Source organism: Nitrosospira sp. Nsp18, from assembly GCF_900103145.1.
Lineage (GTDB): Bacteria > Pseudomonadota > Gammaproteobacteria > Burkholderiales > Nitrosomonadaceae > Nitrosospira.
Window position 1 is genome coordinate 1 of the sequence record NZ_FMWY01000039.1, and the last position, 21,165, is coordinate 21,165.

The 21,165-nt window shown below is 51.4% G+C and carries 19 protein-coding genes; 9 read left to right on the forward strand and 10 right to left on the reverse strand.

The window, feature by feature from the left end; genetic code table 11:
• Positions 1–504: 504 nt before the first annotated feature.
• The 6 genes from BLS94_RS13685 to smbP all read left to right on the forward strand — a co-directional run bounded on the left by BLS94_RS13685 (position 505) and on the right by smbP (position 6,468).
• Positions 505–2,523: an AsmA family protein gene (locus BLS94_RS13685; protein ID WP_256325444.1), complete on the forward strand. Its 2,019-nt coding sequence runs from the start codon at positions 505–507 to the stop codon at positions 2,521–2,523.
• 110 nt (positions 2,524–2,633) lie between these two features.
• On the forward strand, positions 2,634–3,488 hold the full coding sequence (locus BLS94_RS13690) for an SDR family oxidoreductase (RefSeq protein WP_090962065.1): 855 nt from the start codon (positions 2,634–2,636) through the stop codon (positions 3,486–3,488).
• A gap of 256 nt (positions 3,489–3,744) precedes the next feature.
• On the forward strand, positions 3,745–4,215 hold the full coding sequence (locus tag BLS94_RS13695) for an SRPBCC family protein (RefSeq protein ID WP_090962068.1): 471 nt from the start codon (positions 3,745–3,747) through the stop codon (positions 4,213–4,215).
• Positions 4,216–4,263: 48 nt separating this feature from the next.
• A complete protein-coding gene (locus tag BLS94_RS13700; protein ID WP_072766774.1) occupies positions 4,264–4,737 on the forward strand; it encodes a PAS domain-containing protein in 474 nt (157 codons plus the stop codon).
• 76 nt (positions 4,738–4,813) lie between these two features.
• Positions 4,814–5,848, forward strand: a complete 1,035-nt coding sequence (locus tag BLS94_RS13705; RefSeq protein ID WP_090962310.1) for a methyltransferase — start codon at positions 4,814–4,816, stop codon at positions 5,846–5,848.
• Between the two features lie 359 nt (positions 5,849–6,207).
• Entirely contained in the window at positions 6,208–6,468 is a 261-nt protein-coding gene (gene smbP, locus BLS94_RS13710) for a small metal-binding protein SmbP (RefSeq protein ID WP_176767890.1), read from the forward strand.
• A 122-nt stretch (positions 6,469–6,590) separates the two neighbouring features.
• Here the strand turns inward: smbP and ligD are convergent, their stop codons facing one another.
• Both ligD and BLS94_RS13720 read right to left on the reverse strand, forming a co-directional pair.
• The gene (gene ligD, locus BLS94_RS13715) at positions 6,591–9,128 is read right to left on the reverse strand and encodes a DNA ligase D (protein ID WP_090962212.1); all 2,538 of its coding nucleotides are present in this window, start codon (positions 9,126–9,128) and stop codon (positions 6,591–6,593) included.
• A gap of 25 nt (positions 9,129–9,153) precedes the next feature.
• Entirely contained in the window at positions 9,154–10,071 is a 918-nt protein-coding gene (locus tag BLS94_RS13720; protein WP_090962270.1) for a non-homologous end joining protein Ku, read from the reverse strand.
• Between the two features lie 601 nt (positions 10,072–10,672).
• Between BLS94_RS13720 and BLS94_RS13730 the strand changes: the two genes are divergently transcribed.
• The 3 genes from BLS94_RS13730 to BLS94_RS13740 all read left to right on the forward strand — a co-directional run bounded on the left by BLS94_RS13730 (position 10,673) and on the right by BLS94_RS13740 (position 13,384).
• Entirely contained in the window at positions 10,673–10,915 is a 243-nt protein-coding gene (locus BLS94_RS13730) for a hypothetical protein (protein ID WP_256325445.1), read from the forward strand.
• Positions 10,916–10,994: 79 nt separating this feature from the next.
• Positions 10,995–11,498 carry a DUF2165 family protein gene (locus tag BLS94_RS13735; RefSeq protein WP_090962274.1) on the forward strand — a complete coding sequence of 168 codons (504 nt, stop codon included), beginning with the start codon at positions 10,995–10,997 and terminating at the stop codon, positions 11,496–11,498.
• A 131-nt stretch (positions 11,499–11,629) separates the two neighbouring features.
• Positions 11,630–13,384: an ABC transporter ATP-binding protein gene (locus BLS94_RS13740; RefSeq protein WP_090962276.1), complete on the forward strand. Its 1,755-nt coding sequence runs from the start codon at positions 11,630–11,632 to the stop codon at positions 13,382–13,384.
• Between the two features lie 309 nt (positions 13,385–13,693).
• On the opposite strand, the gene BLS94_RS13745 is transcribed toward BLS94_RS13740, so the two are convergent.
• The 8 genes from BLS94_RS13745 to BLS94_RS13780 all read right to left on the reverse strand — a co-directional run bounded on the left by BLS94_RS13745 (position 13,694) and on the right by BLS94_RS13780 (position 21,050).
• Positions 13,694–14,467: an FkbM family methyltransferase gene (locus tag BLS94_RS13745; RefSeq protein WP_072766767.1), complete on the reverse strand. Its 774-nt coding sequence runs from the start codon at positions 14,465–14,467 to the stop codon at positions 13,694–13,696.
• A 178-nt stretch (positions 14,468–14,645) separates the two neighbouring features.
• On the reverse strand, positions 14,646–15,608 hold the full coding sequence (locus tag BLS94_RS13750; RefSeq protein WP_256325446.1) for a rhamnan synthesis F family protein: 963 nt from the start codon (positions 15,606–15,608) through the stop codon (positions 14,646–14,648).
• Between the two features lie 222 nt (positions 15,609–15,830).
• The gene (locus BLS94_RS13755) at positions 15,831–17,495 is read right to left on the reverse strand and encodes an ATP-dependent DNA ligase (RefSeq protein ID WP_371130304.1); all 1,665 of its coding nucleotides are present in this window, start codon (positions 17,493–17,495) and stop codon (positions 15,831–15,833) included.
• Positions 17,449–18,486, reverse strand: coding sequence for a ligase-associated DNA damage response exonuclease (locus tag BLS94_RS13760; RefSeq protein WP_090962283.1), 1,038 nt, complete (start codon positions 18,484–18,486; stop codon positions 17,449–17,451). Before BLS94_RS13760 ends, BLS94_RS13755 begins: the two co-directional genes overlap by 47 nt.
• Positions 18,487–18,639: 153 nt before the next feature.
• Positions 18,640–19,113 carry a YbhB/YbcL family Raf kinase inhibitor-like protein gene (locus tag BLS94_RS13765; protein WP_090962312.1) on the reverse strand — a complete coding sequence of 158 codons (474 nt, stop codon included), beginning with the start codon at positions 19,111–19,113 and terminating at the stop codon, positions 18,640–18,642.
• 168 nt (positions 19,114–19,281) lie between these two features.
• Positions 19,282–19,794 (reverse strand): Hsp20/alpha crystallin family protein, encoded by a 513-nt coding sequence (locus BLS94_RS13770; protein WP_072766764.1) that lies wholly within the window; start codon positions 19,792–19,794, stop codon positions 19,282–19,284.
• 168 nt (positions 19,795–19,962) lie between these two features.
• On the reverse strand, positions 19,963–20,412 hold the full coding sequence (locus BLS94_RS13775) for a CBS domain-containing protein (protein ID WP_072766763.1): 450 nt from the start codon (positions 20,410–20,412) through the stop codon (positions 19,963–19,965).
• 134 nt (positions 20,413–20,546) lie between these two features.
• Positions 20,547–21,050, reverse strand: a complete 504-nt coding sequence (locus BLS94_RS13780; RefSeq protein ID WP_090962286.1) for a BCAM0308 family protein — start codon at positions 21,048–21,050, stop codon at positions 20,547–20,549.
• Positions 21,051–21,165: the final 115 nt, after the last annotated feature.

The window sequence follows — 21,165 nt, forward strand, 5'->3', positions numbered from 1 at the left end:
AAATCATCTTCGATGCACTAAAATGAATTCCTTTCCTTATGGCACAACGTTAACTGCAAAACTGTTTCGGTAACCTTTTTCTATGGCGCAACGCGGTGGTCAAGAAAGAATTCGATCGTCTGTTTCGTGACGTGCGGAAGTATTAGAAGATTCTGAACAAGCGCATGCAGCCGTGATCGACGACGATCACGGCTCTCGACCGGAATAAAAATAGATCAGCTCGGCATGACCAGCTAAAGAATCATGAGGTAGCCGGGTGTTGAGAAAAAACAACCGATCACATCATTGCAACACCCGCGGCGTCTTGATCTTGCCCTCTTAATCTTGACCACAAAGCCGTGCCGCAAGCTTTGCGGTCATTCCAGCTTTGCCAGCCACCGCCGTTCCAAGGCGGCTTCCCACGGCTTGAATGTGCGGTGACGTACCGAATGGGGCTACCAGCAGAAGTATCATTCCAAATTATTGGAACTGCTCTTGTTCTGCCTTCGGTTGCAAACCCCGCCTATGTCAATCCGTCCCAAGACCGTAAAGAAGACCATATTGCTGATATTCGGCACGCTATTTGTACTTGTCATAATATTTGCCATCTGGTTTGACTGGAACATGCTGAAGCCCTATGTCGAGCGCCAGGTAACTGAAAAGACCGGCCGCGAATTCACTATCCGCGGCGACCTCGATGTCAGGCTATCACTCAATCCGCTGGTCAGTATCGAAGGACTTTCACTCGCCAATGCCGAATGGGGCACGCAACAGCCGATGCTCGATGTGGATAAGGCTGCTTTCCGCGTCAGTCTATGGAATCTGTTCCTCGGCGATATCGTACTACCTGAAGTATCCATAACCAAGCCGAAAATCATCCTTGAAAAGAGTGGGGATGGAAAGCGCAACTGGGATCTTAAAAAGGAGGAAGAGAAGAAAATGGAATTGCCGGAAATCGGCAGGCTCGTCCTGGACCAGGGCAAGGTCATTTTCCGCGATCCCAAGACAAAGACCGACGTAACGGTAAGCGTACACACCGACCCGGCAGCGGACGCGAGGGAAATGCCGCTCGATGTGGTGGCTGAAGGTACATTCACCGATCTGAAATTCACGGCTAAAGCCAAAGGGGGCAAGGTTATGTCGCTAGCGGATAAAACGCTCCCCTATCCCATCAAAGCGAGCGCGCAAATCGGAACGACTTACGCCGCGGTTGACGGCATCATTACCGGGCTTGCCGAGCTGGCCGCAATGGACCTGAAGCTGGAAGTACGTGGAGAGGACCTTTCGGCACTTTACCCGATGGTGGGGATCGTATTTTTTCCCTCACCGCCATACCGTATATCGGGAAGGCTTACCCACCAGAATACCGAGTGGTCGATGAAGCAATTTTCGGGAGAGGTAGGCAAAAGCGATCTCGGCGGCGATATACTTTTCGATACGGGCGGCGAACGTCCGATGCTACGTGCAGATGTTGTATCAAAAGTCCTCGACCTGAATGACCTGCAAGGTTTCGTGGGCGCCCGGCGCGCGCCGCAACCGCAGGATAGCCCTGCCGAGAAACAGGAGAAAAAAGCGTCGATAGAAGCCCAGCGGGACCGGCTGCTACCCGACCAGGAATTCAAGGTGGACCGGTTGCGGGCAATGGATGCGGACGTCAAGTTCACTGGTGAATCTATTCGAAACAAGGAATTGCCGGTCGAACATCTGGTAACGCATCTCAAGGTTGATGATGGGCTGCTGACCATGGACCCCGTCAATTTCGCGGTCGCAGGTGGGAATATTATTTCCAGGGTCACAATAAATGCACGGAAGGATACACCCGCCGCAGAGGCCAGGATGGACTTTAAAAAACTGCAGTTACCGAAGCTCTTTCCCAAAATCGAGCTAACCGAGGACAGCATGGGCGTGATAGGTGGCACAACGACGGTAACCGGACACGGCAAGTCCGTCGGCGCGCTTCTCGCATCGGCAGATGGCAACTTCGGCTTGATCATGTCAGGTGGCGAGATCAGCAAGCTGATGCTGGATATCATAGGGCTCGATGGAGCGCGAATTCTCAAGCTTTTGATCGCGGGGGATAAAAACGCCAGGATCCGCTGCGCTGTCAGCGATTTCGATATCAAGAAAGGAATCATGACCAGCGAGGCTTTTGTCATAGATACAACAGAAACAAATATTATCGGCGAAGGCTCTATAAGTCTCGTTGACGAAACCATTGACCTGAAGATTTCACCGGAACCCAAACACTTCAGTATTCTGAGCCTGCGCACGCCGGTGCATATCAACGGCACTTTCAAGGATCCGACCGTGTACCCGGACAAAATGCTGGCCGTACGCATTGGCTCGGCGGTTCTGCTGGGCATTTTCGCGACACCCGCCGCGGCACTGATACCGCTGATAGAGACAGGCCCGGGTGAGGATAACAATTGCAGGGCGCTGATTGCCTCAGTCAAGGACACCAAATCACATCCCGCCAAAGAGGCCCCGCCACAAAAGAAAGAAGCCCAACCGGAGAAGCGCAGAAACAACGCCGAGAAACGGTAAGGGCACCGAAAATAGATGATTCGGCCAATCAGCTCATATGTGTGTAAGCGCACGGATCAAGGCGCGGCAATCCTTATAGTACTTACTATCTTTTCCAGGAGGTATTCACGATGGAAACAGCAGAAATTCCTGAACAGCATCAAAAAAAACAACCTGGCGTGGAAGCAGAGATGGAGCCTCGGCCCGACTCGACCCTTGAGGGATACCGGGGAAGCGGCAAGCTGCAAGCCAAGGTTGCGATTATTACCGGCGGTGATAGCGGTATCGGGCGCGCTGTGGCCGTTGCCTTTGCCAAGGAAGGCGCCGATATCGCCATTGCCTATCTTGAGGAGCATGGAGACGCAAACGACACAAAAAAAGAAATCGAGCAATGTGGAAGAAAATGTCTTTTAATTGCCGGTGACGTGGGTAATGAACAATTCTGTTCCGAAGTCGCCGCAAAGACGATCGCGGCTTTTGGACACATTGACATCCTGATAAATAATGCTGCGGAACAACATGTTCGGGCCAGCATTATGGATATCGATAATGCGCAGCTCGAAAAAACTTTCCGCACGAATATTTTCTCGATGTTTTATATGGTAAAGGCAGCGCTCCCCCATCTGAAAAAAGGCGCACGCATAATTAATACTACGTCCGTGACCGCCTATAAGGGGAGTCCGCATTTGCTCGACTACTCGGCCACGAAGGGCGCAATCGTTGCTTTTACGCGGTCATTGTCACTACAATTGGTCGAGCAGGGAATTCTTGTAAATGGTGTCGCTCCCGGACCCATATGGACGCCATTGATACCGTCTACTTTTCCGCCCGAAAAAGTCGGCAGTTTTGGAAAAGATGTGCCTCTGAAACGTCCTGGACAACCTGACGAGGTAGCGCCCTGTTATGTCTTTCTGGCTTCCCAAGAATGCTCATATATGTCGGGGCAAGTGCTGCATCCGAATGGAGGCACCATCGTAAACGGCTAAAAGAAGCAATTTTGACCTCACTCGGCGTGACAAATTGTCTGGGAAATTGTTCGCGAAATTCAGACATGGAGTTTCAATAAGTGGTGATAAAAAAAATTTGCATTAAGCTGTGGACGTGCATAAATTCACTGGATGTGACTTGCCCGGGTTTTTTTTAATGCCTGCCAGGGCGTACCCAACCCAGGCCGATAACAGCTATTATTATTCGTCGAAGTACAACTACAAACCTGCAGGGTGTAAAACAGGGGCACGAAGTATGTTCAGTTTTGGTTCCAAAGAACCTGTCGTAGCGACGGCGAATATTGTAATCGATTGCCCACCCGAGCACGTCTTCAGCTATTTGGGAGAAGGATTCTTCGAGAATTATCCCAAATGGTCGCCGGAAGTCGTTGAGCTTGAGTCCGTCACTCCCGGTCCTGTGAGGCTGGGAACTATCGCAAGGCAGGTGCGTATCGATCAAGGGCGCAAAACAGAAACCACATTCAAAATCGATGTGTATGAGCCATGCAGGCGCCTGGTTTTCGCCGGCGTTGCCGATCCTTTCCGCTGCAGTTATGAGCTAAGGTGCCTCGATAGTGGCAGGTCATCCGAACTGACCTTTACTTTTGAATTGCTCGAGATTCAGGTGTTCATGCGTCCATTCGAGAAATTGATCCGGGTAGTGGTTCAGGAAGGAGCGCAACGCACGGTAAGAAACTTGAAGCGTTTAACTGAAGCAAAAAAATAGGCGGCCAGCTAGAGGCCCGCCATTTCGCAAAATATCCAGGAGAAACAAATGACTTTCGTAGTGGAAAAGGATCCCGGATTAATCCCGCAGATCTTGTCTGAAATACTGGACAGCTCGATAAACGGAATCACGCTGGTGGATCCCGATCAGGAGGATATGCCTATTGTTTATGCCAATAGGCAATTCCAGGTCATGACTGGATATCCGCAAGAGGAGATACTCGGGCGCAACTGCCGTTTTCTTCAAAAGGGCGACCGTGAACAGGAAGCGCGTTTTGCAATGAGGCGGGCCATCAGCAAGCACGAACCCATCGAGGTCACCATACGCAATTATCGAAAGGATGGCGAGCTCTTCTTTAACCACCTGACGCTCACTCCGCTGCTGGATGGACAGGGAAAACTCATCTATTATCTTGGCATCCAATACGATGTGAACCGCAACCGGGACTTGATCTCGAAGTTCAGCATGCAGCAGGAAGCCGATACCAGACGTTTACTTGCTTCTCTGTTGCCCAGACCTTGATATTAAAGCCCGGCACACGCCTGGTGCCCGGATATAGGAAGCGAGTTAATCAAAAATCACAATGGAAGAGGAATTTATGACCCGGATATCGTATGAAAACATTTCACAGCCGCGATCGGATGACCGGCGCCTATGGGATGTACCTTTTGCGGTTTATGGGTACCCGGCCTTGCTGTTAGCCCACAGGCTGAAGGTTTTTGCCTTGCTTGGGAAAGGGGCGCGCACGTTGCCTGAAATCTGCGAGGCGCTGGACCTCAAGCCCCGGCCGGCCGAGGCTATCCTGACGGCCGCGACGGCGCTGGGTTTTCTCTCTCTCGTGGATACGCGTTATTCGCTTGCCGCGCTTGCGGAAGATTACCTGCTCGAAAAGAGCCCCAGCTACTTCGGGTTTTTCTGGGACATGATGATCGACAATTCAGAGGTGTTTTCCTACACAAGCCTGGAGCGGGCCGTGCTCACCAACTCGCCCCAGGCTTATGGCGGGGGCGATATTTATAAATCCCATGAAGAGCAGGCGGAGTTGGCGCGGCGGTTTACGCGCGGCATGCATAGCATGAGCATGACGCTGGCGTCCGCCTGGCCGAATGTCCTGGATCTCACACATCATCAACTGATGCTCGACATCGGCGGTGGTTCCGGCGCTCACTCTATCGTCGCTGCATTGAAATCGCCCAACCTGGATGCGATCGTGCTGGACCTGGAGCCTATATGCCAGGTCGCTCAAGAGTTCATTAACCAGCATGGCGTGCAGGACCATGTAACGACCCATGTTGCAGATATGTGGAATGACCTCTTCCCGGCAGCCGATCTGCATTTTTATTCCAACATCTACCACGACTGGCCTCCGGAGAGATGCAGATTTCTTACGGAGAAAAGTTTCCGGAGCCTGGAGCCGGGCGGACGCATCATCATTCACGATATACTCTACAACGACGAAAAGACTGGGCCTTTCGCTGCTGCCGCGTATAGCATGCTCATGCTGGGATGGACGGAAGGTGAATCCTATTCAGGCGCCGAATTGGCCGCGATGCTGAAGGATGCGGGTTTTCATGACATCCAGGTGTACCCGGCTTTTGGTTATTTCAGCGTGGTGACCGGCGTCAAGCCATAATGATGGATCCTTGCGTTATTGCTCCGGCTCACGCGGTAACCGCAAATTCAAACATGGTCGTCAGTAGTCATCGCCGGTAGTCATCCTCACCCTCAATCGTTGGAATGGTGCGTATCAGTTCTGTTTCATCGCACGATAACCGGCTTTGCGTCGCATATAAGGCCGAAGCCGATTTTTTTGCACGGGCCTCTGCGTTATGTCGGAATATGTTTATCCATCGATCAGTACCCTCTTAATGAAAATATTCCGCCCTTACGGGCTTTTAGCGGTTCTGTTTTTTTTTGCCGCAAGCCCCACCCTGGTTTGTGCCGACGAACATGGTGACAAAGCTCATGAGCATCTGGAAGAGGCAATCGAAAGTGGAAAAAAAGGAAGCGCAAGGCGTGCGCATTCACACGGAAGAGGCGAAGAAGGAACTGATCGAGCAGAATAAAGAGCATCCCTATACTACCCTTCAAAAGCCCATATACGGCGAACACGAGAAAGCGGAGCACGACAGGGAGATCTTTGAAGAAATGGACCTGGCAATTGAAGAAGCTAAAGAGGAACATACGGAGAAAGCCGTTGAAGCTGTAGAAAGAGCTTCCGTTCATTTAGAGGAAAAAGAGAAATCCCGATAATGGGCGATCCTAAACAAGCGTGAACGGGGGGAAATATGCCGGCGTTACAAGAAGCTGCGTTCCTAAACGCATTTCCCGCCCCGTGATGGCGGAATCCCGCACCGGCACCTGTTTGGCTCACGTCACCGCTTTTTTGCCGGCTTGAATCCCAGCGTTTTCATGGCCGGTACCACTGATTGCTTTGTGGCGCCATAGTCTGCCCATGGGGCGTTGCCCTTATCCAACCGCTCATGGATATTGAGGGCCGACCAGCGGCTGGCGCTCGTAAGTGAATCCAGCTCTTCCCAGGCCAGCGGCACCGACACGCCCAGGCCCGGACGTGCGCGCACTGACCAGGCCGATACGGTCGTTGCGCCGAAGCCGTTGCGAAGATAGTCTATGAAAATCTTTCCAACGCGATTTCTCGGCCCGCTTTTTGCAACGAAACGCTGCGGTATGGTTTCGGCGAGGTGTTGGACAATGGCTTGAGAGAAATTTTTTACGGTGTCCCAATCATGCAGCCTTTTTATCGGCACAATGACGTGCAAGCCTTTGCCTCCACTCGTTTTCAGGAAAGACTCCAACCCCAGTTCCTTGAGAAATACATGAACAAGCTGAGCCGCCTCCTGGATGAGCGGCCACTTTACCCCTTCGCCGGGATCAAGGTCGAATGCCATCCTGTCCGGTTTGCCGATCGCGTTTTTTGTGGCATTCCATGTGTGAAACTCTATCACGTTCATTTGAGCGGACGCTAACAGGCCTTCGGCGGTGGCAACTTCAATCAATGATTCATGCTCGGGATCCAGCGCCGGGTCAAGCTGGTTCACTCCCTCCATACTCTCTTTTTCCCAATGCTTCTGAAAAAACAGTTGACCTGCAATTCCTTGCGGTGCGCGGACGAGCGATACCGGCCTGCCTTTGAGATGCTCCAGCATTAAAGGCGCGATCAGCGAATAGTAGCGAATGAGCTCGATTTTCGTAAATCCAGTAGATGGATCAATTACGCGCTCGGGGTGCGAAACCTTCAACGGTTTTGACACCGCATTCGCAGGTTTTGCATCGGAGGCATGCACCGGCTTCTCCCGGATAATGACTTCTGCTTTTTTATCCGATCTCAAGCCTTGAAAAACCGAGTGGCGAATATGTCCATCTCGCGTCCATTCTCCAAAGGAAACTTCAGCCACCAGCGTGGGCTTTACCCAATGCGTGTTTTTTTCGATGTCGCCCGCCCTAACGAATGGTGGACGCTCAGTCGCAACTTTGTCCAATTTCACCCTGAGATCATGAAGCGTGTTATCGCTAAATCCGGTGCCTACGTTTCCGGCATACTGAAGCTTCTTGTCTTCATCATAGTAGCCGAGCAGAAGCGAACCTATGCCGGCCCTGGAACCCTTGGGGTCGGTAAAGCCGCCAATTACAAATTCCTGACGTTGCGTGCACTTCAGCTTTATCCAGCTGGGAGAGCGGCCAGAGGCATAACGCGATGTCTTTCGCTTACCGATCAAGCCTTCCAGCCCCAGGCGGCAGGCCGACGCGATGATATCTTTCGGCGGCGCATCAAAAATATCGCTGAAGCGTATCTGTTCCGGCGGACGTCGCTCAAAAAGGGTTCGGAGTACTGCCCTTCGTTCAATCAGCGGGACCTCTCTTAAATCATATCCATCGTAGAACGGTATATCGACCAGGTAATAAATAATCCCTTGAGTCCGTGTGCTATCAAATGCATTTTGCAAAGCCTGAAAATCAGGTATGTTTTTGTCATTCAACACCACAATTTCGCCATCAAGCCATCCGGACTTCAGCCTCATCCCCGCTATTGCTTTTATGAGATGAGGCAATTTCTCTGACCAGTCATTTCCATTTCGGGTAAAGAGCTTAATGTCCCTGCCATCTATCCTGGTCAACATCCGATAGCCATCGAACTTGATTTCGTAACTCCACTCAGCCGGATCGTTGGGCGGCCCATCCACCAGCGTCGCGAGTTGCGGGCGCAAGATGTGAGGAAGATCGGCTTTAACTGCGTTTTCCGGCAAGGCAGATTCGTTTTTTCCGGACTTTGATCTAGTCTTGGTCGACGTTGTGCTCACCGATCCGGCAGCTTTTTGAACCTCTGGCGGTTCAAGCCCGGCAACACTCTCAGGCATTTCATCCACCACGCTATATTCGTTGGAAGAGCGAACATAATCATCTTTTTCCTTGATGAGCAACCATGCCTCCTGTTTTTCTTCCTCCTTCCTTTTCATGCGTACCAGTGCCCAGTGGCCCTTCAATTTGTGCCCGCGCAGCTCAAACTTCAGCTTGCCCTCACGATAACCTTTGTGGGGATCCTCAAGAGGAATCCACGTTCCCTTGTCCCAGATGATGACTTTGCCCGCGCCATACTGCCCGCGCGGAATCTCGCCTTCAAAACTGTTGTATGAAATCGGATGATCTTCAACATGAACTGCCATGCGTTTATCATTCGGGTCGAAGCTGGGTCCTTTGGGAACGGCCCAACTTTTCATTGCTCCATCAAGCTCAAGCCTGAAGTCATAATGAAGCCGCGTTGCCCAGTGCTTCTGAACGACAAACGACAAGGCTGCCTTGCTCGTCTTACTGCTGACGCCGATGCCAGGAGGTTCGGACGTTATGGAAAAATCACGTTTTTCCCGATAGGCTTTGAGCGAATCCGGCTTTGACATTTTTCAAGACTTATTCAGAGGTTTCCTATGCGCGGCGCTTATGCGTGCCCTTGGTAGAAGCCGGCACATTGTCTGCATCCGCCTTCACCGGCTTTTTTCCTGGCGCCTTGCCACTACCCTCTTTATCCCCGCTTTTCTTCAGGCTGCGCTGCAGCAATTCGGTAAGGTCGAGTATCTGTGCACTGCCAGGTGTCGCTTCGGATTCCTCTGGTTGAGCCACGGTCTGGATGTCGCCCGTTTCCACTTTTTCATGGACAAGTTTCATGATCTCCTCCTTGAAAGAATCGCGAAACTCTTCAGGATCCCATTTTCCGCTCATGTCCATCACCAGTTGCTCGGCCATTTTCAATTCCTTATCGGTAATGCCCGCCTCCTCCGTTCCCTCAGGGGGAAAGCTCAGTTTCTCCCAACTGCGTATCTCGTCGCCCCATCGCAACAGATTCAGCACGAGCGCGGGGCCTGATGGCACGAGAGCGGCCAGATGCTGCTTTGTTTGAATAACCACCCGTGCAATACCGATGCGCCGGGTCTTGAGAAGAGTCTCGCGCAAGAGCGCATAGACCTTGATTCCTTTATTGATCGGAACGACATAGTAAGGGCGCTCAAGATAAACGAACGGAATATCGGTAGCCGGTACAAACATCTCGATCTCAATCGTTTGAGTAGCCTTCGGGTAAGCAGCAGAGATTTCCTCCTGGCTCAGCACGACATACTGACCATCTTCATATTCAATGCCCTTGACAATATTTTCCTTGTCGATTTCCTTTCCGGTCTTCTTGTTTATACGCTTGTAGCCAACCGGATCCATGCTGCGCTTGTCCAGCCAGTCGAAATTCAGCCCCTGTTCAGCCGTCGCGGAATGGAGGGCTACGGGTATATGCACCAGGCCGAAGCTTATGGCGCCCTTCCATAACGCGCGGTTGCTTGACATAGGAATAGCCATGGTTCACTCCCTTTACTTCCACGCAACATGACACTCTTCAATCTGAAAGATTAGCCGATACCAGCGAAGCCGCGGCTGGATATATAGGCATTCCGATGGATTGTGCATCTCTTCCCGGGAGCAGAAATGCCCGGACTGCTGCCCATAATAAGAACAAGAGACACAAGAGAGCCAACCCCGGCGACGTTCCAACCAGCCCTCTTAGTTATCATCCTCTACACCCATTTTGTTGTATGTGCGATCGCGCACGAAGTGAAGGGCAGCAGGGATCGGTTTATGTTTTGGCGGATGCGCGATGAGCTCTGGACCGACAAGGGCGGATGATGCTATTCAGAGGCCAATTATTACAGCGCTGTGTGTTCTTTCGTACGGAATGATCAGCTAACAGATGAGAGGGTAGTTACGTCTATTTGTGTTATTTGTGAATCATGCCCAATCGCTTGATTCACTGACCACAACCTTAGGTACTGTCGAGTGGAAAGCCTTCCATAAGGTCGCCTATGTGAAAGAGTGAAGACTCATAAGTGAAGACTCATAAAAGTAAAAGCCGAAAATACAGCGATATAACGCTACGCCATCCACGAAGCTTCCTGAGGATTAAATGAATATGGATTATTTTTCCCTGCTACAATGGCCCGCGATGGTGATCAACATACTTGCGGTCTGGCTGCTGACTTACCAGTCCAAGCGCAGGCGCAATGCCGGCTTTTGGTGTTCTCTCCTCAGCAACATCTTATGGATCGCCTGGGGATGGTATGCTCAGGCTTTAGCGGTTATTGGCCTCCAGATAGCCCTGGCTGCGCTGAATATCCGTGGCGTCAAAAAGACGGATGAAACGACTTAGGTAATGCCGCTCGAACATCGCTGTTTTCTCTTTTTTTGGCCTATCATCATCATGGTTTGTGCAAAATGAAGTTCGAAACATGGAAAAATCTTTTGCAATCCGAGCAAGCAAAATATTTCTGATTTCCAGCATCGGCTGCCTGGCTCTCGTGGTTGCTTCTAATAATATTCTCGATTATCAATCAAACTTCCGGTTCGTCCAGCATGTAATGTCCATGGATACGGTATATCCGGGAAACGTCCTGAAGTATCGCGCCATCACTGAACCGCTTCTGCATTGGGCCATCTATATACTTATCATATTCGCAGAATTCATGATTGCCATACTGTGCCTTTCAGGCGCACTGCAATTGCTTCGCCATATCCGGGATGATGCCTCGACATTCGACAAAGCCAAATCCATATCCATCCTGGGATTATCCTGCGGTTTTGCCTTATGGTTTTTTGGCTTTATCGTAATTGGCGCGGAATGGTTCTGTATGTGGCAATCACCGGACTGGAATGGCCAGGAATCCGCATTCCGATTTGTGGTTTGCATCATCCTGGTGCTAATTTACACCGTCCAAAGTGATAAAATCCGCTGAACTGACCAGCATCATCGAAATCGCGTCATCGCTACCATTGGCGTATAATGCCAGCCCTATTTTGTTATCTTCATTTCTTCCCTTTTTGATCAGGCCGAATACCGCCGGTCGATAGTCTGCAAACCCAGGCGATGCGAACTCTATATACTTATTGCATGCTTTTCCCGCGGCGCACCGCGTACGTCCTGGTCGCGCTGTTGGCGGCAGGTATTGCCGAAGGGCTTAGCCTGACTGCACTTCTCCCATTACTTTCGATTGCGGTCGGCGATACCGCGAATTCCGACACCGGCAAGCGGATCGTGGACGTGCTGCAAGGGATTGGCATCGTACCGACCATTGGCGTCATGCTGCTGATCATTGTCGGAGGCATGATCATCAAGAGCCTGATATTGCTGATGGCCAACAGGCAAGTCGGCTATACCGTCGCGCATGTCGCCACCGCGCTTCGCCTTGAATTGATCGAGGCGCTGCTCGCGAGCCGCTGGCAATATTATCTGCGCCAGCCCATGGGTTCGCTGGCGAATTCTGTCGCGACCGAAGCATACCGGGCGGCGAATGGGTTTGAACACAGCGTCACCGTGCTGGCGCTCGTGATACAAGTCCTTGTCTATGGAACGGTAGCCATGTTCGTTTCATGGCAGGCAACACTTACCTCGTTACTTGTCGGCGTGCTGATGCTGCGGCTGCTGCATCAACTGATCCGCGCTACCCGCAAGGCAGGGACCAAGCAGACTCAACTGATGCGTCATTTACTGACTTATCTTTCCGACGTGCTGGGATCGGTAAAATCACTGAAAGCCATGGCACGGGACAACGTGGCGGAAGCCATTCTGCGCGACCAGACCAAGCAGCTGGAGAAAGCCACCCGGCGCGAAATCATGGCGCGGGAAGCCTTGATGGCCTTGCAGGAACCCATACTAGCCACCCTGATAGCGTCAGGCTTATATCTGGCCCTGTCGATATGGGAGCTTTCGTTGCCGGCTGTGATGGTTATGGTTTTTCTGCTCACCCGCCTTCTGAGCCTGCTTAATAAAACCCAGCGCAAATACCAGAATCTGATGGCGCAGGAGAGCGCTTACTGGGCTTTGCGCACAGCGATCGAAGAGGCTCGTGCCGCAGCGGAGAGAACGACGGGTACGCGGCAGCCCACCCTTCAAAAGGGAATCAGCTTGCGTCACATAGATTTCGATTATGGCGCGAAACCGATATTCCAGGATCTCAACCTTGAAATTCCCGTCAATACATTCACCACCATCGCAGGACCCTCAGGGGTTGGCAAAAGCACCATGCTAGACCTGCTGTGCGGGCTGGCTGAACCAAAATCAGGGGATATGCTCATAGATGGCGTACCTCTGCGTGAAATCAATCCGCGCGACTGGCGACGCATGATCGGCTATGTTGCGCAGGAAAATGTTCTGCTTCATGACACCATTCTCAGCAACATACTCGTCGGCGCGCCTGATCTGGTTGAAGCCGATGCTGAAAGAGCATTGCACCAGGCGGGAGCCTGGGATTTCGTAAGCGCCCTTCCGGAAGGAATGCAGACGATTGTCGGCGAGCGCGGAGGGCTGCTGTCGGGCGGCCAGCGTCAGCGGATCGCAATAGCCAGAGCGCTGGCTCACCAGCCGCTTTTTCTGCTGCTTGACGAACCGACCAGCGCGCTAGATCCTGAAAGTGAGCGGTTGGTTTGCGACACCCTAAAGAAGCTGGCGGCCGGCCTCACCGTGGTGGCCGTTTCCCATCAGCCTGCGCTGATAAATGCAGCGGACAACATATTCACCCTTTCCAAGGGTAAAGCCGAGCGACTGCAGCATCCCTCCGAGGTTGAGAATGAATCGGACGCCATATCCCTATCACGCAGGGGAGCAACCTCGGCCTTCCGCTGATTTGAGAAGTTATAGTGAACAAGCCGCAAAAATTGTTTGCTGCCCGAGGTGACGCACGACCACGTGAACCTGATAGCCTGTAACCCTAACTCCGGCAGCTGACCGCTCATTTTTAGCCCGTTGTCAGTTCATTTGCCAACTAAGTGCGTAACGAAAAGGATTTTCGCACCCGTGAGCTTCACCTTTTGGTGAGCTCGCTATAGGGCGGATTTAGGGGAACAGACTGTACCTATGCCGATCCAGATGGCGCAGCATTAATCAACGGTGGCTTCGATTAATGGTATTCTATTATGCAAGAGTAGAAATGGGCTAACGTTTTTTTTCAAATATAAAACAGGTTTCGCCCCAATTTTTAGCTGTTTTGAATTTCACCCCCAAGCCTGCCCGTTCCATCAGCTCTACCGCTTCCTGCTGCTCCTCAGGGGTTCCCAGCTCGACGATGACAGATCTTAGCGCCGGATTTTTCAGAACATTTTTCGCACCTTTGATAATGGGAATCTCTATGCCATCTACATCGATCTTGATATAGTTGGGGTAAGGGAACCCCCATTTTTCGCATAACTCATCCAGCGTTACTCCAAACATTCCCTGAATATGCGCAGCAGGTGTTTTCATGTTCTTCAGGTCTTCCTTTCCGAACTGTGAGCGGTTTCCTCCGCCAATAAATTTGGGGATGTACAGCTTTGAAAACCCGCCCTGCCCCGATACGGCTACACCATAAGCCGTAATATTATTTTCGAGCTTATTCAGGTAAATGTTTTTATTCAGTAAAGAATAATTGATGCACTGAGGCTCAAAGGCAAAAACCTGAATGTCTTTCCCGTATTTTTTGGCGGGGTATAACGAATATTGACCGATATTCGCACCTAGATCAAAGAAACGCGAGCCGGGTTCAAAACTGTCGAGCCAATTCAGCGTATCGGGCTCTTTAATGGAATAAGTTTTGGCTCGCTGAAGCGTCCGAAAGTTATCCACGGCTATGCGTATAGATTGACCCTTGACATTTACCTGCGTGTAACCGCCTTTTAGTCCATAAAGCGCGATAGAGAACCCGGAAAGAACATCCATGAAAAATGAAGACATATTTGCTTCAGCTGTAGGCTGATTAGTGGAGATAGGGATTAGATGAATGCCGAAGAATATCTGTTTTATCCGGTTTAATCCCAAATATTTTGCGGCAGGCCAAAGCTGCGGCCGTCAGAGTAGCGGTGACTTGTCTCGGATGAAAGGGCATTTTCAAGTCGAAGGCAGCAACTCCGCTTCATCTGTTGGGCAAACTCAAGTCGTCGAGGACGGCCATATTATATTGGGAAGCAGTCTCTGCCAGCACCGGCAAGACCTCTCCAACACTTACGCCCTTCCTTGTCAAAACGCTTTTTTTGATAAACGGGAACTTGAACTCGGTAATAAGAGGCTTCCACAAGTGTAAAGTCGGCTCTATCCATCTTATAGGCCTCTGATTAAAATTAGTTCGAGCCAGGGCGGTTTCTAAACCATAAAGAGCGGCTAGGCGGAATCTGTGGCGGAGAAGCCGGGAGAAACCGACCTCATATTTTCGGATAACAACATTCTTGAGCTCCAGAATATCGACCTCTTTGAAGAAGCGAAGAAATTCTTCAGATAGCACTACATTTTTTTTGCAATACAGAAAATAAGATTGCAGATGCGGATGAAATTGAAATGAATCGGTCATCCCAATCACATCAGCGTCGCAGTTCTCAAGCGTATTAACGATATTGCTGATGCTGAAAAGCGGCCCGATAACGCTATCATTGGCTAACAGAAGGCCGGCATGGTCCTTGTATCGGGCATATTTTTCCAGCCCTATTTTCCATCCGTAAAAATCGTAGCCTTTATTCTCCCGGTTTATGATTCTTACGCAGCATCTTGAAAGCTTCTCCAGGTCCGAAATCGAAATGTCATCGCTCGAGCTGATAAATATGATGTTGAACCCGGCCAGTGCGAGCGCGTCAAGATATTGATACACGTTCTTTCTGACAATATTTTTGTAATCGTAGCTACAAAAAAGGCAGACCGGTCTGGTGTAATCCGGCAATACCAGCCCTTTTTCATCTAATCTGACAAGCGGTTCCTTACGCACTTTCTCCCGCGTGAGCAAATAAACAGATAAATCCCGGGCGTATCTCAAGTCCTTGACTATCATCTTGATGGGCCACTTCATCGGCCAGGCGGTCCGCCCGTTTTTCTGCTTGTGCGGGGACATTTTCATACACCTCAGTCAATAAATTCCATCAAGAGTTAGTACATAAAAATGGCCGCGTTATATGCAGGGATACCGAAATGTGTCGAAAAGCTTTTGCTCCATATTAGTGGCCTTCCAGTATAAGGACGTCCCTATACGGAAACACGATACAAAAAATCATTGATGACATGTTATCTTGTAAAAATACGCGCTTCAGGGCGGCTAATCCAGAGATAAAGATACTCACGTCAACATGCCTTTCAGTGTTTCCAGGGTATCGGCTTCGTCTATTTTTTTATCGTCGCGAACGCGAAGTATCCGGGGAAATCGCACGGCAATACCCGCTTTGTGCCGTGATGAAAGGGCAATGCCTTCAAACCCGATTTCGAACACCATTGTTGGCATTACGCTACGAACCGGGCCGAATTTATCAACCGTTGTTTTGCGAATTACTGCATCGACCTGCGCAATTTCACGATCAGTCAAGCCAGAGTATGCCTTTGCAAATGGCACGAGTTTGCGCTTGCCCTCTAGGTCGTCATCCCACACCGCAAAAGTATAGTCCGTATAGAGCGAGGCACGACGGCCATGTCCTTTTTGCGCATAGATCAATACCGCGTCTATCGTATAGGGATCTATTTTCCATTTCCACCAGAAACCGCTCTCCTTGGTGCGGCCTGTCCCATACCGTGCACTGACCGATTTCAGCATCATTCCTTCAACAGCACGCGAGCGCGAGCTATCCCGTACCACCCGCAGCGCTTGCCAGTCATGGGCATCGACCAGGGGAGAAATAATCAGACCCGGTATTCCGACAGCGCGCACGACATCTTCCAGTTTCCCTCGCCGCTCCAGCTGGGCAGCATTCCGGATATCCTGTCCACCGTGTTCCAGCAGGTCAAACGCCATAAACACCGCCGGAAGCTCGTTTAGTATTTTTGACGACAAAGTCTTGCGGCCGATTCGCTTTTGCAATTCGGCAAAAGAGGCTGGCTTGTCGTTTTTCCATACCAGGATTTCCCCGTCCAGGACAGTGCCATCGGCAAGAGAAATTCCGCTGATCTCAGGAAAACGATCCGTAATCAAGTCCTCTCCGCGCGACCATAGCCAGCGTTGGCCGTCCCGCTGCACTAATTGAGCGCGAATTCCATCATACTTCCACTCCGCTTGCCACTGCCGAATATCGCCCAATGTTTCGGGATCGGTTTGCAAAGGATGGGCTAGAAAAAACGGATAAGGATACGGCTGGCCATGAGGGTCCGCGGCTTCAAACGCCGCCTGCGCGGCGATCAGGGAGCTATAGCGCATCGCACTGGGCTGCAACCCGCTGTCGGTCCATCCCATCATCCGTTGGGCAACGATTTTTATATCAAGACCGGAAAGTTCGCTCAATGCGCGAACCACAAGCAGTTTCGAGACCCCAACCCTGAACCCGCCGCTTATCAGCTTTATCAACAGAAAACGCTCATGCGCCTGGAGCTCATCCCAATAACCGAACAACGCGCCACGGATCTTTTCCGGGGTCTCGTTCCGTAAGGGAATAATGCGTTCTTCCATCCAGACCGCAAGCGCAATGCAGCTTTCATTCTCTGGCGGTGGCAGAATATGCGCTATCGTTTCCGCCAGATCACCAACTGCCAGATAACATTCGTCGAAAAGCCATTCCGGAATACCGGACATCTCGGTTGAAAACTGCCGCAAGAGTTTGGTCGAGATTGTCTGACGCGGCTTTCCGCCGGCCAGGAAATAGACCGCCCAGGCGGCGTTTGCCGGTTGGGCATGGCTGAAATATCTTTTTAATGCATCGAGTTTGCCGATAGTGGCAGTGGTTGAATCCAGCTCGTTGTAAAGCCCCGCAAATTCACGCATGGCTTTCTTTGAATGCAATGGATTCGTTCGCTGCGACATTGTCATCTTCTTCGGTCCCGTACTCCGTGACGAAGGCTGAAGCGTCAAACCCTTTCTCCTGCAGCCACCGCACCATGATATCGACGTGCCCATGCGTAACGATCACGCGTCGTGCACCTGTTGCAGTGATGGCCGCCATCAGGCCCGGCCAATCCGCGTGATCAGACAGCACGAAACCGCGATCGACCGCGCGGCGCCTTCGTGCACCCCGGAGAAGCATCCAGCCGCTTGCGAATGCATCGCTATAGTCGCCGAAACGACGCATCCACGGCGAACCTGCTGCCGAGGGCGGAGCCATGACAAGCGCTCCGCGCAAGCGGGCTTTATCATTTATGCCGCTGATGCTCAACGTATCCGGCAATGGTATTCCCCCTTCGCGATAAACACGGTTGAGCGTTTCGATCGCGCCATGGCAGATAATCGAACCTATCGTATTATCGATACCGTTCAAGATGCGTTGCGCCTTGCCGAATGAATAGCAAAAAAGAACACTGACCCGGCCCGCTTCGCCATTTCGCCGCCACCATTCATTGATATCGTCAAAAATCGAGTTCTGCGCCTGCCAGCGATAAATCGGTAAACCGAACGTCGATTCGGTAATAAACGTTTCGCAAGCGACGGGCTCGAAGGCATCGCACGTGGCGTCCGCTTCCAATTTGTAATCGCCGGATACAACCCATACTTCGCCCTTGTACTCGAGACGAACCTGGGAAGAACCTAGAACATGACCGGCCGGATAAAGCGAGATGGTCACACCGTTGTGGACGGTTCGCTCTCCATACGCGAGCGTATCAAGCGTGATGTCGCCCAACCGGGATTTCAGGATGGCGGCGCCCGAAGTTGCAGCGAGGTAATGAACATGGCCGGGGCGCGCGTGGTCCGCGTGCGCATGCGTAATGATCGCTCGCTCGACCGGCAACCACGGATCAATATAAAACTGCCCTGGTACGCAAAACAGTCCTTCTTTTCTCGCAACCACCAGATCAGCCATGAACGCCTCAGTTCCCGCTATTGTTGCAGACGAGCTCAGTAAAGACAGGGAAGGCAAGCAGAACACCTGCAAGATCGGGCGTATAGTGAGATACATGCCGATACGCTATCACAACGGCACTTGCAACCCCGTCCGGCTCGCCGCTGAATCCCCTCAATGCTTCTGATATAAACCGATAAGTTCGGAATACGCGATGACATGGCCTTCCATCGCTTTCTCCAGCTTTGCCTTGGTTGGTTGCTTCAAATCCGGCAGGACCGTATCCAGCGCATAGAGTTTATGAAAATACCGGTGTTTTCCAATCGGCGGGCACGGCCCTCCATAGCCGGTGCGCTGCCAGTCGTTAAGCCCTTCCAGCGTTCCACGTGGAAGATCAGCCGGCGCAATTGCCTCCGATAGTCCGCTGGCGCCGGGTGGAATGTTGTACAACATCCAATGCACCCAGGTTCTCTTGGGCGCAGCAGGATCAGGCGCATCGGGATCGTCCATGATTAAAACCAGGCTTTTCGTGCCCTCGGGTACTTCAATCCAGAAAAGCTCCGGTGAAGTGTCGTGGCCGTCGCAGGTGTGGCGCGCAGGAATTGCGCCGTGAGGAGAAAAAGATGAAGATGTTAAGGTCATTGACATGATAGGTTTCTCCTTTTTCTCGTTTCTTTCCTTCTGGCTCATGAGTGAGGCCGTTTCGCCCGCTGCAGCTATCGGAACCAGCAAACAGACAAGGAAAGCGCCCCATAAGGCAACAACGTGTGTACGAAAAATAAAACGCAGCCTTTCGCTCATCGTCATGCCCAGCTATCAGGATATCGGAACGAGCCGGCCTTGCTCGCCGCCTACCTTTGGCAGGCGCACGGTCAGCACGCCATTCTTATAGCTCGCTTCCGCGTGGTCGGCATCCGCCTTGTCTGGTAACGGTATGGCCCGCTGGAAAACGCCGTAGGCACGCTCCGTGAAATAATACGTACTATCGCCTGTAGCACGTTCAAAATGTTTTTCGCCTCTCAAATAAAGCATATTGCCGTCTATCGTAATATGGAAATCTTTTTTTTCCATACCGGGCATTTCTACCCTCACCACCATCTCCTTGTCCGTTTCCTCAACCTCCCCTGCCAGTACGCTCCAGTTGCGGAAAGCGGGTAATGTGCCGGCTGCCACCTGTTCTTTATCCTCCTCATCCTTGCGACGCGTAAAGTGAGTCAGCGCGTCGCTACTTTGATGGACCAGTTCGCGCCAGCCCTCCGAAATATGGTCCCACGTCCGGCTAAGCCCACGGCCAATGTTTTTCCTGACGTGCTTCAAGGAATTCGTCATCGTTATGCTCCTTTTCATTATTGGAAAAATCGGTAATAACCAGGATAAGAATGAATTGCCGGCGTACCTCCCCTCAACCGGAACCATATTGCATGCCTCACCGCGAAATCAGCCTGACCTTAATTCTTCCATGCACATCTCGACGGGTACAGGATCCGATATCACCTGCTAGCGTCGCGCCCTCATTTCCTTTTGCCGTTGATAATTTACCAATTTGGCAATTGCAAGCAATTCTTCCGATAGCAGTTCCAACAAGTCATCCAGTGTCAGTATGCCTACTAGCGCGCCGTTTTCATCCACGACCGGTAAACGCCTTACAGTCTTACTGCGCATGTATTGAACCGCATCGAAGATGGCCACGTCTTCTTTCACGGTGACCAACTCTTGCTCGATGATATCGCCTACGGTGATAACCCCCTGATCGAGTTCAGTCGCCATGATCTCTACAACCAGATCCCGATCGGTCACGATCCCGACGGGGATACGGACGCCATCGCGCTCTTCCACAATGATCACATCACCGACGTGGTGATGGCGCATGAGCTTGGCCGCCTCCAGAATGGTTTCGTCTCGTCGCAAAACAATAACATCACGGTTACAAATTTCACCGACAGGCATAATGCTCTCCGCTTGAGTTACATTTCGATATGAAGCGTTTGGCTGCGGGGATAAAGCAGCGCCATAAATGATGCTTCTAATACTATTATTAATATTAATCCGGCAATAAGTGAGCCCTATTTAATCGTTGATTTCTATCGTGTCCAGCCCACACGCAACAGATACTCGTCCGGGTTATAGTGGAATTGCAGCTCGCCCTGGTAGGCGTTATGTATGGCTTCGCCAATACCTCGCGCCAAGTGGATATCAGTGGTTGTAATCAGCGTCGCACCGTCTTTTTCTTCGATTTCCATGATACGTTTAAGCGGATGCTCGGTTCGCTCATGTTTTTCTACGTTATGCACAAGATGCAGGATTTCCTCGCGATGAGCGAGAAAAAACTCCCCCTGCAAAGTCACAAAACCGGCGGGAAAATGATCATGAATGCGATGGCATGCGGGACAAGGTTCCTGGTGCGCATCGGCGGGAGCCTGGAGCCACTGCCAGCGTCCTTCATGGAATACAGCGCCACATTGCGGACAGACGGTCGGCTCAGGCAACTTATGTCTCGCCCGATAGGCATCGTGCACGCGCTCTTCGAACATGCTGTCACGACGGGAAATCGGGCGAAAGCCGGGAGGCGTAGTATGAGTGCCCATGATAAAACTCCTATGGCGGGAATAGCCCGTTAGTTGACAAAGATGAAAAGTTTTACTGACAACAAGCCTTTGCTTTTCGCCATCCTCGATTTGAAGGCGGAGCTGCTTGTCTGCA